The sequence below is a fragment of the Hoeflea sp. CAU 1731 genome (assembly GCF_039888615.1).
In the GTDB taxonomy this organism is placed as follows: Bacteria; Pseudomonadota; Alphaproteobacteria; order Rhizobiales; family Rhizobiaceae; genus Flavimaribacter.
The window spans coordinates 204,656-219,145 of the sequence record NZ_JBDQQS010000002.1; the positions used below are offsets into that span (position 1 = coordinate 204,656).

Genomic DNA, 14,490 nt, shown 5'->3' on the forward strand with positions numbered 1-14,490 from the left:
GACACAGATATTTGCCACTGACAAATTCTATAAGGTGAATAAGGAACGATGTCGCGTGATGATTCATTTCAGGCTTTCGCAATGATTAAAAAAATTTGCGCCATTTCCGGCCTTTACCAACGATTAACCATGTTTACAGTTTTTTACCGAATTCCCGGCACATTTAAGGCCTTACCGAGACTTGTGCGCTCCACTGGTCAGGTGGGAACGGGAAAGGACCAAATTCATGGCAACTCGTCATCGTCCGGAAGAACCGCCGGAACTGCTTCACCGGGTCTGTCCATCTAGCGGCCGCCCCATCGATCTCGTGCATCTGGCGCGTCACACGATGGGCGACAAGGACATGGAGGCGCATATGCTCGGCCTCTTTGCCCGCCAGGCGCGTTTGTGCGTCAACCAGTTGTGCGGCTCGGCGATCAAGATCAGGAAAGCCGACAGGGTCAAGGTCGTCCATACGCTCAAATGCTCGGCGACAAGCGTCGGGGCTTTCGGCGTGTCGAAAGTTGCCGAGAGCCTGGAGCACAATCCAAACGATGGCGGCTTGCGCGAAGCGCTCACAGACGCCGTCATCGACGTCGAAAACTTCATATCGGGTCTGTCCCGCTGAAGCGATCGTCCTTGCGCAGCGTCGCCAAGGCTGCGTGCATGATCCGCGCTGCAGAAGCTGCGGAATAATCGGCAGGCGTTTGTCCGCCAATAAGCGGGCTGGTCGTCGAAATTCCCGCCTGACCTGGAGCGGGCTAAAACCATGCTGCTTTGGGCCATGGAACCCGCGTTTCCCGCAACAATGCTTGACTTTCCCGACCGTCTATTTCACTTCGCTCTTTAACAGGAGCATGGAGCCTATCAATTTATGACGAAACTGACATTCGTATCCTTCGATGGCGTGCGTTACGATGTTGACGCCGAAGACGGGACATCGGTCATGGAAAACGCAGTGCGCAACGGTATTCCCGGCATCGAGGCGGAATGTGGCGGCGCCTGCGCCTGTGCGACCTGTCACGTCTATGTGGATGACGAATGGTCGGAAAAGGTCGGTGGTCCCGACGTCATGGAAGAGGACATGCTGGATTTCGCTTACGACATGAAGCCCAGTTCCCGGCTTTCATGTCAGATCAAGGTGTCGACGGAACTTGACGGTCTTGTCTTGCATGTCCCGGAGCGACAGGCCTGATCCACTTCCGCTACCGGCTCCGTTACTGACGAGGCGACCGGCGTGACCATGACAACCCTGCGCGAAGCACTGGCGACCGCGTTTCGACCGCGCATCTGGCGGCTTGCGCATGGCCGTACCCTGACGGTCGGGCCCCGCGGTCTGCCGATGGCGATCATCAATGTAACGCCGGATTCCTTTTCTGACGGAGGTCGTTTCAACAACGTCGCGGGAGCGGTTGACGCGGCGAGAAAAGCTTTGGCGCTGGGCGCGACGATCATAGACGTCGGTGGTGAATCCACGCGCCCCGGAGGCGAAGCGGTCGATGCGGGCACGGAGCAGGCCCGCGTATTGCCGGTCATCGAGGCGATCGCGGCTGAAGGCGAGGCGATCATATCGGTGGACACCTATCGCGCCCAAACCGCCCGCCTTGCCGTCGAAAGCGGCGCCCATATCATCAACGACGTCTGGGGTCTTCAGAAAGACCGGGGAATCGCAAGCGTCGCCGCCGACACCGGCGCCGGCGTCTGTATTATGCATACCGGGCGCGAGCGCGAGAAGCTTGAAGACATCATTGACGACCAGACCTGGTTTCTGCGTCGATCACTAGAAGTCGCGCGGGACGCGGGTATCGACGATACGGCTATTGTGCTTGATCCAGGGTTCGGCTTCGCAAAGAACCCGGACGAGAACATGCAATTGATCGCGCGTTTTTCCGAGTTGCATGATATCGGTTTTCCGCTGCTGGTCGGCGCCTCCCGAAAAAGATTTCTCGGGGCTGTCACCGGCCGGGAAATCGCTGCGGATCGCGATATCGCAACGGCGGCGACCACCGCGCTGCTGCGGATGCAGGGAGCCGCCATATTCCGTGTCCATGACGTCGCCGCTAGCCGCGACGCACTGCGCGTCGCCGACGCCGTGCTCGCGGCTTCCAATTTGGATGATTGACTATGCTTTATACGATTACTCTTAAAAACTGCGCGTTCTTTGCCCGTCACGGGCTGTTTGAAAGCGAAGAAAATCTGGGGCAGCGTTTTTTCGTCGACATTGTTCTGAATGTGGAAGCAAGCACGGCCCTTACGGTGGATGATGAATCGGATGTCGTCGACTACGGCGCCGTCTACGCTTCGGTGACGCGGATCGTGACAAGCGAGCGTTTCCGTCTGATCGAGGCGCTGGCCTGGCGCATCGGTTCAGTGTTGTGCGAGGAATTCGCAGCCGTGCGTCACGCCCGTATCACGGTGAGAAAACCGAGCGTGCCCATAGAAGGCGTGCTGGATTACGCCGAGGTGATGGTCGATCATGCCGCCGATTGACGGTGACCGGTCCGGTTCCCGCGCAACACTGGGGCTCGGCGGAAATGTCGGCGACCCCCGCCGGTCGATGGCAGAAGCCCTGAAGACCCTCGACGCTGATCCATCGATCGAGGTCGAAGCGGTTTCCCGCCTGTACCGGACTCCGCCCTGGGGTCCGGTGGCGCAAGACTGGTTCCTGAATAGCTGTGCTGTTGTTCGCACGACAATCGAGCCGTTGCAGTTGCTGGAAAAGTGCAAGGACATCGAACAGGCGCTCAAACGTCAGCGGATCGTTCGCTGGGGACCGCGGACCATCGACATCGATATCCTCACCTTCGACGATCTGTCACTGGAGAACGAACGGCTGACAATACCGCATCCGCGCATGCAAGATCGCGGCTTTGTCCTGCTTCCGCTTTCTGAAATTGCGGGTGACGTCCAGGTAAGGGGGAGAACGGTGTCAGACTGGTCGCAGAAATGCGACAAGGAGGGAATTGAGGTCGCCAGTGAAAACGGAGACTGGTGGCGGGGTTCTTAGTCTCTCGGCTAACGCCGATCCATTCTCAGTGAACCGACCTTGCTGTTGCGAGTCAACGTGATGCCGATCACCGGCACAAGCGTTCCCTGCACCTCGACGGAGACGGTGACGTTCATCTGGTTCTGGTCGGTTAGATGGGCAACCATTGCGCCGTCCAGCTTGGCGCGATTGAGGCCGACGACAATCTTGTTGCCGGAAATCTTGCCCGAAACGATGTCCAGTCCCTTTCCGTCGCCGCCATCCATGAAAGAGCCGGAATATCTGCCGCGGTCGCTGTTGATGGAGGCGGACATTTTCTGTGTGAACATGCCGACCCTGCACTTGCCGTCGAGCAGTAGGCCAACCTTTGCGGTCTCCGAAGGGCCGCCTTCAAAGTCGCAGACGAATTTGGTGCCCTTGTATTTGCCGGCGACGATTTCACCCGGGCCGCGCCATTTTCCGGCAACGGACTGAAAGAAGGCGCTGTCGCTTGCCATGGCGACGGTGGAGCCCGTCAATCCGATGGCGAAGGCGCCGGCAGCGATGACACTTCTACAAAACATTTTCCTTGCCCCCGGGAGGATCCAGACTCGTCAACCAGAGCATACAATCGTCCGGAATGGTTAATGACGCGTTGATTGACGCCTTTGATGGTAGCAGAAAAACCGGACGCTTGGAAATATTCGCCGTTTTCAGCTCTGCTTGTCGGTTGATGAACGGCTTCCAGCAGCCTGACGGGTCAGATCGGCGAGAAAGTCGCCGATGCCTGGCCGCTTGACCGCATGAAAGCGCATGGGGCGGCACAGATCCATGGCCGCAATGCCGATCCGGGCTGTCAGCAGACCATTGATCACGCCTTCGCCCAGACGCGCCGATAGCCGCGACGCCACGCCATGGCCCACCACCTGTTGAACAAGGCTGTCGCCGACCGCGATCGATCCGGTGACAGCCAGGTGTCCCACAACGTCGCGCGACAACCGCAACAGTCCAAGAGTGCCGGGGCGTGCGCCGTAGAGATAAGCGAGCGTGCGGATCAGTCGAATGGATTCAAACAGGACGTAGCCGACGTCGACAAGCGCGCGCGGGCTGATGGCGGTTACGATCGACACGCGCTTGGACGCGGCGAGGATCATGGCGCGCGCCTCTCTGTCGATCGGCCCAAGAAGTTCGCTCTCGGCGAGCTCCATCAGATGCGGCGCGTCGATGATATCGTCATCAAGCTCCTTCAGACGTTCCCGGCTGCGGGCGGTTTCCGGCCGTTTGTCGAACGTATTGATCAATCCTTTGAGAACGGCGCGGGCCTTGGAGTGACGCGGGTCGTCGCGCGCGGCTTCCGCCTCCTGACGCAATCGGTGCACCGAATTGAGCCTGGCGATCGCCAGCGCTTCCCTGAGCGCTATGATTGCAAGAGAAAACAGGCCGATCGCCGTGAGGCCTGTCGCGACCCATCCGAGCCATTCGGCGCGTTCGAAGAGCGCGCGGATCAGATTGTCGATCCACAGCGCCAGGGCCAGGGAAAATAGCAGTCCGAAAGCCGATAGCGCGATTTTGCGGAAAGACCAGCGGCGTTCAGGCGTCTTTGCCGGTTCAGGCGTCAGACTGTCTACGGCGTCGGCGTCGATAGGCTCCGGATCTTCATTCAGAAACTGGTCTTCCGCCTCGCTGACAATCGCGACCTTATGGGATGAAGGCGGGCGTTTCCGTTCCTTTGTCATTGCCGTCGTCTTCGCCTCCGCCGGTTCGTCGTCAGCGAGCCGGTAAGCCGCAGGCTTTCGTGCGGGTTCCCTGGTCATGCGAGTAGGTCTCCAAGTAGGAATTCAAGCGCCCTGTCGAGGCGAATATGGGGCAGGGACAGTGTGAGGCCTTCCGCCGTGGTTTCCAGCTTCGGCGGCCGGAAACGCACGAAATTGATATGAGGCCTTTCCGAGTCATCTTTTGATTCAAGCGCTTGAAAGAATGATTCCGGATCTTCCGGCAAATCCCCGGGAAATATGCCTGTTTTGGTGTTCCCGTCGAAGGTTTCGCTGGCGATCTTTTCTCCTGCCAGAGGCGTGCCTACGATCAGCGGCAGGTCTTCGCCGGCCTCTTTGACGTTTGCTTCGCGCGTCGCCCTGACGGCTGCCAGCGCCAGGACTTCTGTCGTCACTCGCGCGCCTTGCGTCCGCGCGAGCGCCCGATCGACCAGTCGTCCGGCGATGTTTTGCAGACGGTCATGGCTTTCGTGATGGAGGTGGTCGGCCTTGGTCGCGCCGACCAGAAGGCGGTCGATGCGGCGGGTGAAGAGCGACGTCAGGATGTTCGACGAGCCGTGGCGAAAACAGGCGAGGATGTCGGTCAGCGCGCGTTCGAGATCCTGCACCGCCTCCGGCCCTGCGTTCATCGCCTGCAATGCGTCGATCAGCAGGATCTGGCGGTCGAGCCGGGCGAAGTGATCCCGGAAGAATGGCCGCACCACGATCCGCTTGTAGGCTTCGTAGCGGTGTTCCATCATGTGCCACAGACTGCCTGCAGGCGCGCTGCCGACGGGCAGATCGGGCAGGGGTGCGAAGGTCAGCGCCGGCGAACCTTCGAGATCGCCCGGCATGAGGAGACGTCCCGGCGGAAGCGTGGAGAGCGCGCGTTCGTCGCTCTTGCAGGCCTTGAGGTATTGCGCAAACAGCTCGGACAGTTCACGCGCCAGGGTCTCGTCGGCCGCCTGTTTCACGTCGATTGCGCGGGATCTGGAAATCCACGCTTCGGCAAGGTCTGCGCGCGCCGGAGACGCGGCGAGCCTGACTGCGTTCTCGCTGAAGGTCCGATAGTCCTGCTCGAGCAACGGCAGGTCCAGCAACCACTCGCCGGGATAGTCGACAATGTCGACAGACAGCTTGCCTGCGGAGAAAAGGCGGTTCCAGCCGCTGGCGGATTCATAATTGATGGTCAGCCGCATTTCGGAAATTGCGCGGGTTGATTGCGGCCAGATCCGCTCCTTGATCAGCGCTTCGGCGTGATCCTCGTACTGGAAACGGGGAACGGCGTCGTCGGGCTGCGGCTCGAGCCGCGCCGAGGAAATGCGGCCGGACCTATACGCCTTGAACATCGGAAGGCGTCCGCCATGCAGCAGGTTATGCACCAGCGCCGTGATGAACACCGTCTTGCCGGCCCGCGACAACCCGGTCACCCCGAGCCGCACGGTCGGACGCATCATGGTTCCGGCGCGGTCGACGATGTTGTCGAAGGATATCTGGGCTTCGTCGGTGAAGCGGGAAAGCATAGACGCCAATGCAAGGCTCCGTCTCGGTTGTCTCCCATATAGATACTGTCTTGATTGGATTGAAGCTTTTGCCTGCGGGAAATCGCGCAGCGTTACGCCCAGGCTTAGCCGTTTTGGCCGGACGTCAGTGGTTCGTCAGCTTCGAGGCTTTCTTCGGAGACAGCAATTCGCTCAGATGCCCGCCTTTTTCCGCGTTCGCTTCCGACCGGTTCGTTTGGAAAATGGCGAGACCGGCGGTGGGGAAGCCTTTTTGCAAGCGGCGCGCCGCTTTTTCATCGGCTGTGAATGCGAGGGCGACCGCCGTGTCTTCGATCATCGGATTGTGGCCGATGATCATGACGCTCTGCGCCCGGCTGTCTGCAATCTGCTTGACGTAGTAATGGTAGTCGTCGCTGTAGAGGCTTTCCAGCAGTCGAATGTCGGTGTCCGGCGGCAGGGCGGAGGATATGATGTCGCAGGTCTGGTTGCAGCGAACGGCGCTGGAACACAGCACCAGTTCCGGCGCGATGCCCCGATCGCGAATGACGGAAGCGATCGTCGAAGCGTCGGCTTCGCCGCGTTGGTCGAGCGGCCGGTCGAAATCGCGAAGTCCCGGCCGCGCCCAGGCTGCGTGGGCGTGGCGCAGCAGATAGACTGTCTTCGGGAAACGGATTGCGTTGTTCATGGATATTCGGCACGGCTGGTTCGCGGATCAGACGCGACTGTATTGGCAAACCCGGCGCGAAACAACAATTGCCGGGCTTCGTTCTCCGACGGTGCGCCAATTGGTCCATGCCCTGCACAATTCCTGCGCGACGCCTTGAGGACGACGTTCAGAGGCGGCGTGGGAGGCAACCAACTGCGCGAGAGCGGGCCGTGAAGTGCCAAAGCTTGATCATTAACATCGTTAGCTGTTTGAAAATATGATAATTTCGTGACAAAAAGATTAATGATTGCAGGTAGTTAATATAATTTCCCCATTTCACGAAAAACTGAATGCCGATTGCTTTTCCTGCTTGTCTGATCAGGGCTGTGTGGATATACACGGGCCAAAAAGTCACCAGTTGGGGATTCGTAATGAATGATACTGCAGAAATCGATTCATATGTCCCGTCGGATGACGAGGAGTTCATGAACGAAAAGCAGCGGACTTACTTCCGCGCCAAACTGAACACCTGGAAGAACGATATACTGAGGGAAGCCCGCGAAACTCTGGGCAACCTGCAGGAAGACAGCGCAAACCATCCCGACATCGCCGACCGCGCCTCGTCCGAGACCGACCGCGCCATCGAGTTGCGCGCTCGAGACCGGCAGCGCAAGCTGATTTCCAAGATCGACGCCGCCTTGCAGCGCATCGAGGACGGCACCTACGGCTATTGCGAGGAAACTGGCGAACCGATCAGCCTGAAGCGCCTCGACGCCCGTCCGATCGCCACGCTTTCGATCGAGGCGCAGGAGCGTCACGAGAGACGCGAGAAGGTTTACCGGGACGAATAGGGGGCTGCCTCGAAAGGCAGTCTTTCAGGATCAACGCTTGGTGGACAGGTCGCCGAGCAGTTTCTTCATTTCGTCTTCAAGAGAGGCGTTCGGACTGGACGTACTCTTGCCGCCGGCGTCATCGAAGACCGGAGGCTCGACGGTTATCGGCTCGTCCTTGATCAACTCTGATTCCAGCATTTCGTCGAATTCGCCGATCAGTTCCCTGGCCTTCGACGGCCCTGCGGCGTCGATACTTTCCACGTCAGCCTCGGGGGCCTTGTCCTGGTTGGCGGCGCTTGCCTCCTGCTTGTCGTTTGCCGGTTCGACGGCGGGCGGTTCCGATTTCAGATCCTTCGATTGATCTTCAGAGGTTTTCTTTTCCGCCTTGGCTTCTGCGGCTACTGGAATGACGACTGCAGTCGGCGCGGGCGGCGTCTGTGTGGCCGAAGCAGATTTCTCGACATCCTGCTTACTTGGGCCGGGAACGGGCTGAACGATGTCCTGCGACGGTGATTTTGACGGTTTCGCCGCGCCTGCAGGGTCGGTCGTTGCGTTCGCCTTTGCCGCGCTCTGCTTTCTTGCGGTCGGGGTGACAACCGATGCGCGCGCGGGGCGAGGCTCCTGTGCTGGAGCCGGAATAGGCTCAATCGCCTTCGGCGGCGCGGCGGGTTTCGCCTCCTGCACAGGACGGGGCGGCTGCGGCGCCGGCATTTGATCGTTGGCGGCGTTCGCGGGGCGCGTCGTCTTTTCCGGCGCGGCTTCGGGCGCTGGCGCCGCCGTTGGAGCTGGCGGTTGCGGAGCAGGAACCGGCGCCGGCACGGGAACGGGCGCTGGCTTGCGGTCTTCGACCGGCGTGGCGCGGGCTGACTGCGCCGGTTTTTTCGCAATGCGCGTGTTGTCGGCGCGGACGATCCGGCTTTCCACTACGATGTCGGAGGGACCGCCAATCATCACTAGATGCTCGACATTGTCGCGCCGCACCAGAACAAGACGGCGGCGGGAGTCGACCGGCGCTGCGTCGATCACGGCGAGACGGGGCTGGCGGCTGGAGCCGCCACGCAGAAAGGTCATCGGACCGCGGCGCTTCACAATCCAGTAGATCAGCAACAGAACCACAACCACTGCAGCGGCGATAATAGCGATGCCGGCCGGCGTGAGGCCGCTTTCACCGAACACTGATTCGATCATACTCTTCATTCCGCAATCTTCCCGAGCACTCGCCGGCGGCGCGCGCGTCACAACCCTCCGGACACGTGGAGCGCGAGGCTTACATCCCGCACACTGCGCCGTCAATTCCATTGTATCACAGGAGGGTTGCAGGGAGTAAATGCGCCCGGAAATATTTGAAAGGGCATGATTTGACGCGGTAAATACCTGTTGAACGGCCTCCAGCCCGGCAAGATGACAGCTTGTTGTGGCTTTCAGGGGTCGATCCCTTCCCATGCCCGCTGGAATGTGATTCAAACGGGAACGATTTACGGAATCACCTTCTTCTGCGAGGCCGAATGGCGCAAAAGAAACCGGCGGGGAGCTATCCGACACCGATTATTGACCGGAATGCAAAACCGGGAACGGTGGTCCGCCTCGTCATTCTGGGCATAGCCCTCATCGCGGCGGCCGGCGCCATCATCCTGGTCGAGGGGCGTTTCAGCTCAAGCTTTGGCCTCGGGCTGCTCTTCGTGCTGTCGATGCTCGGCGTCCTTTATCTGCTTTTGCATTTCATCGGTTTCCTGCAGGTTCTGCCGAAAGGCGGCGGCGATGAACTCTCGCGGCTTTTCCTGGACAGCCATCCGGAGGGCGTCATCGTCACCGACGGCCGGGGCAGGGTGGTCTACGCCAACCAGGCCTACGCCAAGCTGACGGGAGCGACGACGGCCGAAACGGTGCAGTCGATCGAGGCGCTTCTGTCGCGTGACAACATGGCTTCCGAAGCGCTCTACCGGCTCGCCAACAAGGTGCGCGACGGCTCCGGAGGACGGGAAGAGTTCCGGCTGATCAAACGGCTGGACGGCGTGGAGACCGACGAAGCCTCTCCTTGCTGGTATCGTCTCAAGGCGCGGTCGCTGCGGATGGAAACAGTGCGCGACCCTCTCTTCGTCTGGCAGCTGTCTGACATCACGGCCGAGCGCGAGGAGCAGGAAAATGTCTTCAAGCAGCTGCAGCACGCGATCGACTATCTCGACCACGCGCCTGCCGGCTTCCTGTCAGTCGGCGAGGATCGGGAGATCGTCTATATCAACGCGACGCTCGCAGAGTGGATTGGGCTTGACCTGACATCCTTCACGCCGGGGTCCATCCGGCTCGGCGACATTATTGCGGGCGACGGCATGGCGCTGATCGATTCCGTGCAGGCCGCCCCCGGCCTCAACAAGACCGCCAGCCTCGACCTCGACATGCTGGCGCGCGACGGCCGCAGTCTTCCCGTGCGTCTCGTCCACAACGCCACGGCGACCCGAGACGGCGCGCCCGGCGAAAGCCGCACCATCGTCCTGCAGCGAAGCGGCAAGGACGGCGACAGCGATTCCGCGGCGTCGGCCGAAATGCGCTTCACCCGCTTCTTCAACAACACGCCGATGGCGATCGCCTCGGTCGATAGCGACGGCCGCATTCTGCGCACCAACGCGCCTTTCCTGAAAATGTTCTCGGGCGCGGTTTCCCGCGATGATCTTGAACGCAAGGCGCCGTTTACGCAGGTCGTCCGGGATGTTGATCGCGCCGGACTGCAAATGGCGATTGCGGATGCTTCGCGCGGTCTCGCTGACATCGCGCCTGTCGACACCGGTCACGCCGCTGACGGCGAAAGGCATTTCCGCTTCTACGTCACGGCCGTGATCGACAGTCCCGCCGGCGAGGAAGCGGCCATTATTTACGCCGTCGAAACCACCGAGCAGAAGGCGCTCGAGGCCCAGATGGCCGAAAACCAGAAGATGAACGCCGTCGGAACGCTCGCCGGCGGCATCGCGCATGATTTCAACAATGTGCTCACCGCGATCCTTCTGTCCGCGGACCATCTGCTTCTGTCGCTGCGCCCGTCCGACACCAGCTTCGCCGATCTGATGGAGATAAAGCGCAACGCCAATCGCGCGGCCGTTCTCGTGCGCCAGTTGCTCGCCTTCTCGCGCAAGCAGACGATGCGGCCGACAGTCCTGTCGATGACCGATGTTATCGGCGACCTGAGAATGCTGATAGACCGTCTGACCGGCGCCGACGTCAAGCTCGAGATCGAGTACGGCCGGGATCTCTGGCTCGTGAAGACCGATCTTGGTCAGTTCGAGCAGGTGATCATCAACCTCGCCGTCAATGCCCGCGACGCCATGCCCGAAGGCGGCGTGCTGACCGTCAGAACCGCCAACGTGACCGGCGAAGACGCCGGAAAGCTCAACTATCGCGGGCTCGAAGCGGCTGACTATGTGCTGGTCGAGGTGCAGGACGAAGGCACCGGCATCGCGCCCGAACTTATAGAAAAGATCTTCGAACCCTTCTTCACCACCAAGGATATCGGCAAGGGAACCGGTCTCGGCCTGTCCATGGTTTACGGGATCATCAAGCAGTCGGGCGGCTACATCTACCCGATTTCCGAGGTGGGCAAGGGCACGACGTTCCGGATATTCCTCCCGCGCCATATCGAGATCGTGGAGGAGGTTGAACCCGCGAAGGTCGAATCCGGCGCAAAGGCGTCCGTATCTGCGTCCGGCGAGACGAAACCCGGCGCCGAGGCTGTCAAGAAACCGGCGGCGTCCGAACCGCGGGATCTGACCGGCGCGGCGACCGTGCTGCTTGTCGAGGACGAAGAGGCCGTGCGGCGCGGCGGCAAGCGCATGCTGGAAACAAGGGGTTACTCAGTGCACGAGGCGAGCTCGGGCGTCGAGGCGCTTGAGATCGTCCGCGAGCTCGAAGGCGCGATCGACATCGTGGTCTCGGACGTCGTCATGCCGGAAATGGACGGACCGACCTTGCTGCGCGAATTGCGCAAGGATTACCCGGAGCTCAAGTTCATTTTCGTTTCCGGATACGCCGAGGAAGCCTTCGCCAAAAACCTTCCGGAAGACGCCAATTTCGGCTTCCTTCCGAAGCCGTTCTCGCTCAAACAGCTCGCGACCGCGGTTCGCGAGGTGCTTGACGACTGACCGGCGTTTTCATCCACAATCGTGCCGCAATGTTGGTATTGAAGCCGACTCCGGCGTTACATTCACGAGAGGGAATATTGCAATGTATAAGCAACTGGCTGCATTGATCGCAGGCGCGCTGTTTCTGACCGCGTGCACCACCGATCCGTACACCGGTCAACAGAAGGTCGGCAATACGGCGACGGGCGCGGCGCTCGGCGCGGCCGCGGGCGCTGGCCTCGGGCTTCTCGCTGGCGGCAACGATCGCCGCAACGCGCTGGTGGGCGCAGGCATCGGCCTGCTCGCCGGCGGCGCGATCGGCGCCTATATGGACCGTCAGGAAGCCGAGCTGAGGGCGCAGCTGCAGGGCACCGGAATTTCGGTGACCCGCGTCGGCAACAATCTCGTGCTCAACATGCCGTCCAACATCACCTTCGCAACGGACCAGGCGAATATCGACACCGGATTCTATCCGACGCTCAATTCCGTCGCGATCGTATTGAAAAAGTATAATCAAACGCTTGTCGACGTTTACGGATTTACTGATTCAACCGGTTCGGCGCAGTACAATCTTGAGCTTTCGCAGCGCCGCGCGCAGTCGGTCGCAAGTTATCTCGGCGGACAGGGCGTCAACCGCCAGCGCATGTATGTCACCGGCTTCGGACAGGATCGTCCGGTTGCAAGCAACGCGACAGCCGAAGGCCGCGCGCAGAACCGCCGCGTCGAAATCCAGATCGCTCCGCTGAGCTAAGGCTCTTTGGTAATCCGTTCGCCCGCTTGTCTGCGCGGGCGATCGGACTGCTTTCTCAACCCTCTCTAGACGTGACCGCGATCTCCGCCGCCAGACGCGCATTGCTGGCGACGAGAGCGATGTTGGTCTGCAGGCTGCGGCCTTGCGTAATGTCGAAGATCGCGGCAAGCAGGAATGGCGTCACGTCCTTGCCGCTGACGCCGCGCTCATCCGCCATCCGCAGGGCGGCGGCGATATAACCTTCCATTTCTTCACGCGGAATCTCGTCGGCTTCCGGCACGGGATTGGCGACCAGCATTCCGCCCGTGACCCCGTATTGCGTTCGCGCCCGCTGAAAGGCGGCGATCTCGCCGGCCGTGTCTAGCCGAAGGGGCGAGGTAAGTCCCGAATCGCGCGACCAGAAAGCTGGAAAGGCGTCGCTGCCGAAGGTCACCACCGGCACGCCTTTGGTTTCCAGCACTTCAAGCGTCTTCGGAATGTCGAGGATCGCCTTTGCCCCGGCACAGACGACCGTCACCCGCGTGCGCGCCAGTTCCTCGAGATCGGCTGATATGTCGAAGCTTGTCTCCGCGCCGCGATGCACGCCGCCGATGCCGCCGGTCGCGAACACGCCGATCCCGGCGAGATGGGCGCCGATCATGGTGGCGGCGACAGTTGTCGCCCCGGTGCGTCCCGTTGCAATGGCGAAAGCGAGATCGGCGCGCGAGACTTTGAGCGCGTCCTTCGTCTGCGCAAGTTTTTCCAGTTCCGCGTCTTCGAGGCCGACATACAGCCGGCCCTCGATCACGGCGATCGTCGCGGGCGTGGCGCCGCCGTCGCGAATGATCGCCTCCACGCTTTTGGCCATTTCAAGGTTGCGGGGCCAGGGCATGCCATGGGTGATGATCGTGGATTCGAGAGCCACCACCGGTTGGCCGGCGTCGAGCGCCGCGCGAACGTCAGTAGAAAAGGCAATGTCAGGGGCAGGGGTCACGCTGGGTATCCGGTTGTCTGTCGATTGAAGATGGTTGCGGGGGCGATCTCAGCCTCCGCCGCGTTGAGGGCAGGCCGGTCAAGCGCGCTTGAAACCGCTTCGGCCGAGCGCACGGTGATCCAGGCTGCAGCCACGCCTCGGCGCACGGCTTTGGCAAGGTCGAGCCCGCGCGCGAGGCCGTCGATGGTCGCAGCGGCAAGCGCATCGCCGGCGCCGGTGACGTCGGCGAGCCCGTCGGTTTCGCGCGTCGCGATGCTCAACACAGCCTCGCCGTCAAAGGCAATGACCGGTCGCGCGCCGCGCGTGATGACTGCACATTTCAGCCCCTTGGCGCGAAGGGCGCCGGGCCAGGCGTCAGCGTCGCTGTCGGGGCCGCACAGTTCCCGGGCTTCTGCTTCGTTCAGGAACAGCACCGAGAGTTGGTCGAGAAGCGGCGCCAGGCGCACGACCTTGGCTGGCGAAATTGCGATCGCCGCCACCGGTTTGCCGTTCCGCGCCGCAGTGGAGACGAGCGCCGCAAGCGAAGCCGTCTGGAAGTTCGCGTCGCACAGGATCCATTCGGATGATTCCACTGCTTCCCGAATGTGTCTGCGGGAAAACTGTCGGGGTCCGAACCGGTCGTAGAGCTCCATATCGGCGACGGCGATCACCAGATTGCCGTCCTGTTCCAGAATGGCCGAATAGCTGGGCGTCGTCCGGTCGAGAAAGATCTGCTGCCGAAAATCGACGCCGGCGTCCGCCGCGCGACGCTCCACGGCCTCCGCCGCCGCGTCGCCGCCGCCGACCGAAACCATGGTCACTGCATTGCCAAGTTGCGCCAGGTTGCGCGCCGCGTTGAAACCGCCGCCGCCTGGCTCCTCGCGCCAGCGTCCCGGATTGCTCGCGCCCGGTATGGTCCGGGTGGATATGCGGGCGCGCCGGTCGAGATGGGCGCCGCCAAGGACGAAGATACGTGCCATCGGGTTTGGTTTTTCCGTCGAATTC

At 61.2% G+C, this 14,490-nt stretch carries 15 protein-coding genes; 8 read left to right on the forward strand and 7 right to left on the reverse strand.

Annotation, left to right across the window (positions count from 1 at the left end; translation table 11 throughout):
- Positions 1-226: 226 nt before the first annotated feature.
- From AAFN47_RS05060 to folK, 5 genes are all read left to right on the forward strand, one after another.
- Positions 227-607 carry an Hpt domain-containing protein gene (locus AAFN47_RS05060; RefSeq protein WP_499808128.1) on the forward strand — a complete coding sequence of 127 codons (381 nt, stop codon included), beginning with the start codon at positions 227-229 and terminating at the stop codon, positions 605-607.
- Between the two features lie 246 nt (positions 608-853).
- Positions 854-1,174, forward strand: coding sequence for a 2Fe-2S iron-sulfur cluster-binding protein (locus AAFN47_RS05065; protein ID WP_499808129.1), 321 nt, complete (start codon positions 854-856; stop codon positions 1,172-1,174).
- Positions 1,175-1,222: 48 nt separating this feature from the next.
- Positions 1,223-2,101, forward strand: coding sequence for a dihydropteroate synthase (gene folP / locus AAFN47_RS05070; RefSeq protein WP_499808371.1), 879 nt, complete (start codon positions 1,223-1,225; stop codon positions 2,099-2,101).
- On the forward strand, positions 2,098-2,469 hold the full coding sequence (folB, locus tag AAFN47_RS05075; protein WP_499808130.1) for a dihydroneopterin aldolase: 372 nt from the start codon (positions 2,098-2,100) through the stop codon (positions 2,467-2,469). The genes folP and folB overlap by 4 nt, the downstream gene beginning before the upstream one ends.
- Positions 2,465-2,986 (forward strand): 2-amino-4-hydroxy-6-hydroxymethyldihydropteridine diphosphokinase, encoded by a 522-nt coding sequence (gene folK, locus AAFN47_RS05080; protein ID WP_499808372.1) that lies wholly within the window; start codon positions 2,465-2,467, stop codon positions 2,984-2,986. Before folB ends, folK begins: the two co-directional genes overlap by 5 nt.
- 8 nt (positions 2,987-2,994) lie before the next feature.
- Here folK and AAFN47_RS05085 read toward each other — a convergent pair whose 3' ends face one another.
- The 4 genes from AAFN47_RS05085 to AAFN47_RS05100 all read right to left on the reverse strand — a co-directional run bounded on the left by AAFN47_RS05085 (position 2,995) and on the right by AAFN47_RS05100 (position 6,882).
- Positions 2,995-3,528, reverse strand: a complete 534-nt coding sequence (locus AAFN47_RS05085) for a hypothetical protein (protein ID WP_499808131.1) — start codon at positions 3,526-3,528, stop codon at positions 2,995-2,997.
- 129 nt (positions 3,529-3,657) lie between these two features.
- Entirely contained in the window at positions 3,658-4,758 is a 1,101-nt protein-coding gene (locus AAFN47_RS05090; RefSeq protein WP_499808132.1) for a YcjF family protein, read from the reverse strand.
- Positions 4,755-6,227: a YcjX family GTP-binding protein gene (locus tag AAFN47_RS05095; RefSeq protein WP_499808133.1), complete on the reverse strand. Its 1,473-nt coding sequence runs from the start codon at positions 6,225-6,227 to the stop codon at positions 4,755-4,757. Before AAFN47_RS05095 ends, AAFN47_RS05090 begins: the two co-directional genes overlap by 4 nt.
- Before the next feature lie 115 nt (positions 6,228-6,342).
- Complete coding sequence (locus tag AAFN47_RS05100) at positions 6,343-6,882, reverse strand: SixA phosphatase family protein (RefSeq protein WP_499808134.1); 540 nt, start codon at positions 6,880-6,882, stop codon at positions 6,343-6,345.
- A gap of 392 nt (positions 6,883-7,274) precedes the next feature.
- Between AAFN47_RS05100 and dksA the strand changes: the two genes are divergently transcribed.
- Positions 7,275-7,694, forward strand: a complete 420-nt coding sequence (dksA, locus tag AAFN47_RS05105; protein WP_499808135.1) for an RNA polymerase-binding protein DksA — start codon at positions 7,275-7,277, stop codon at positions 7,692-7,694.
- Positions 7,695-7,724: 30 nt separating this feature from the next.
- On the opposite strand, the gene AAFN47_RS05110 is transcribed toward dksA, so the two are convergent.
- Positions 7,725-8,873 carry a flagellar biosynthetic protein FliO gene (locus tag AAFN47_RS05110; RefSeq protein WP_499808136.1) on the reverse strand — a complete coding sequence of 383 codons (1,149 nt, stop codon included), beginning with the start codon at positions 8,871-8,873 and terminating at the stop codon, positions 7,725-7,727.
- Positions 8,874-9,181: 308 nt separating this feature from the next.
- Here AAFN47_RS05110 and cckA point away from each other — a divergent pair, with 308 nt between their 5' ends.
- Positions 9,182-11,803, forward strand: a complete 2,622-nt coding sequence (gene cckA, locus AAFN47_RS05115) for a cell cycle histidine kinase CckA (RefSeq protein WP_499808137.1) — start codon at positions 9,182-9,184, stop codon at positions 11,801-11,803.
- Between the two features lie 82 nt (positions 11,804-11,885).
- On the forward strand, positions 11,886-12,533 hold the full coding sequence (locus AAFN47_RS05120) for a YiaD family glycine zipper/OmpA-like lipoprotein (protein ID WP_499808138.1): 648 nt from the start codon (positions 11,886-11,888) through the stop codon (positions 12,531-12,533).
- A 55-nt stretch (positions 12,534-12,588) separates the two neighbouring features.
- On the opposite strand, the gene AAFN47_RS05125 is transcribed toward AAFN47_RS05120, so the two are convergent.
- Together AAFN47_RS05125 and AAFN47_RS05130 are read right to left on the reverse strand one after the other, a co-directional pair.
- On the reverse strand, positions 12,589-13,506 hold the full coding sequence (locus AAFN47_RS05125) for a pseudouridine-5'-phosphate glycosidase (protein WP_499808139.1): 918 nt from the start codon (positions 13,504-13,506) through the stop codon (positions 12,589-12,591).
- The gene (locus AAFN47_RS05130) at positions 13,503-14,465 is read right to left on the reverse strand and encodes a carbohydrate kinase family protein (RefSeq protein WP_499808140.1); all 963 of its coding nucleotides are present in this window, start codon (positions 14,463-14,465) and stop codon (positions 13,503-13,505) included. Before AAFN47_RS05130 ends, AAFN47_RS05125 begins: the two co-directional genes overlap by 4 nt.
- Between the last annotated feature and the right edge of the window lie 25 nt (positions 14,466-14,490).

Excerpts from the sequence above, each read along its gene's own strand:
- AAFN47_RS05060 (WP_499808128.1), top strand. The coding sequence starts at position 227 with ATGGCAACTCGTCATCGTCCGGAAGAACCGCCGGAACTGCTTCACCGG.
- AAFN47_RS05065 (WP_499808129.1), top strand. The coding sequence starts at position 854 with ATGACGAAACTGACATTCGTATCCTTCGATGGCGTGCGTTACGATGTT.
- folP (WP_499808371.1), top strand. The coding sequence starts at position 1,223 with ATGACAACCCTGCGCGAAGCACTGGCGACCGCGTTTCGACCGCGCATC.
- AAFN47_RS05085 (WP_499808131.1), bottom strand. The coding sequence starts at position 3,528 with ATGTTTTGTAGAAGTGTCATCGCTGCCGGCGCCTTCGCCATCGGATTG.
- AAFN47_RS05090 (WP_499808132.1), bottom strand. The coding sequence starts at position 4,758 with ATGACCAGGGAACCCGCACGAAAGCCTGCGGCTTACCGGCTCGCTGAC.
- AAFN47_RS05100 (WP_499808134.1), bottom strand. The coding sequence starts at position 6,882 with ATGAACAACGCAATCCGTTTCCCGAAGACAGTCTATCTGCTGCGCCAC.
- dksA (WP_499808135.1), top strand. The coding sequence starts at position 7,275 with ATGAATGATACTGCAGAAATCGATTCATATGTCCCGTCGGATGACGAG.
- AAFN47_RS05110 (WP_499808136.1), bottom strand. The coding sequence starts at position 8,873 with ATGAAGAGTATGATCGAATCAGTGTTCGGTGAAAGCGGCCTCACGCCG.
- cckA (WP_499808137.1), top strand. The coding sequence starts at position 9,182 with ATGGCGCAAAAGAAACCGGCGGGGAGCTATCCGACACCGATTATTGAC.
- AAFN47_RS05120 (WP_499808138.1), top strand. The coding sequence starts at position 11,886 with ATGTATAAGCAACTGGCTGCATTGATCGCAGGCGCGCTGTTTCTGACC.
- AAFN47_RS05130 (WP_499808140.1), bottom strand. The coding sequence starts at position 14,465 with ATGGCACGTATCTTCGTCCTTGGCGGCGCCCATCTCGACCGGCGCGCC.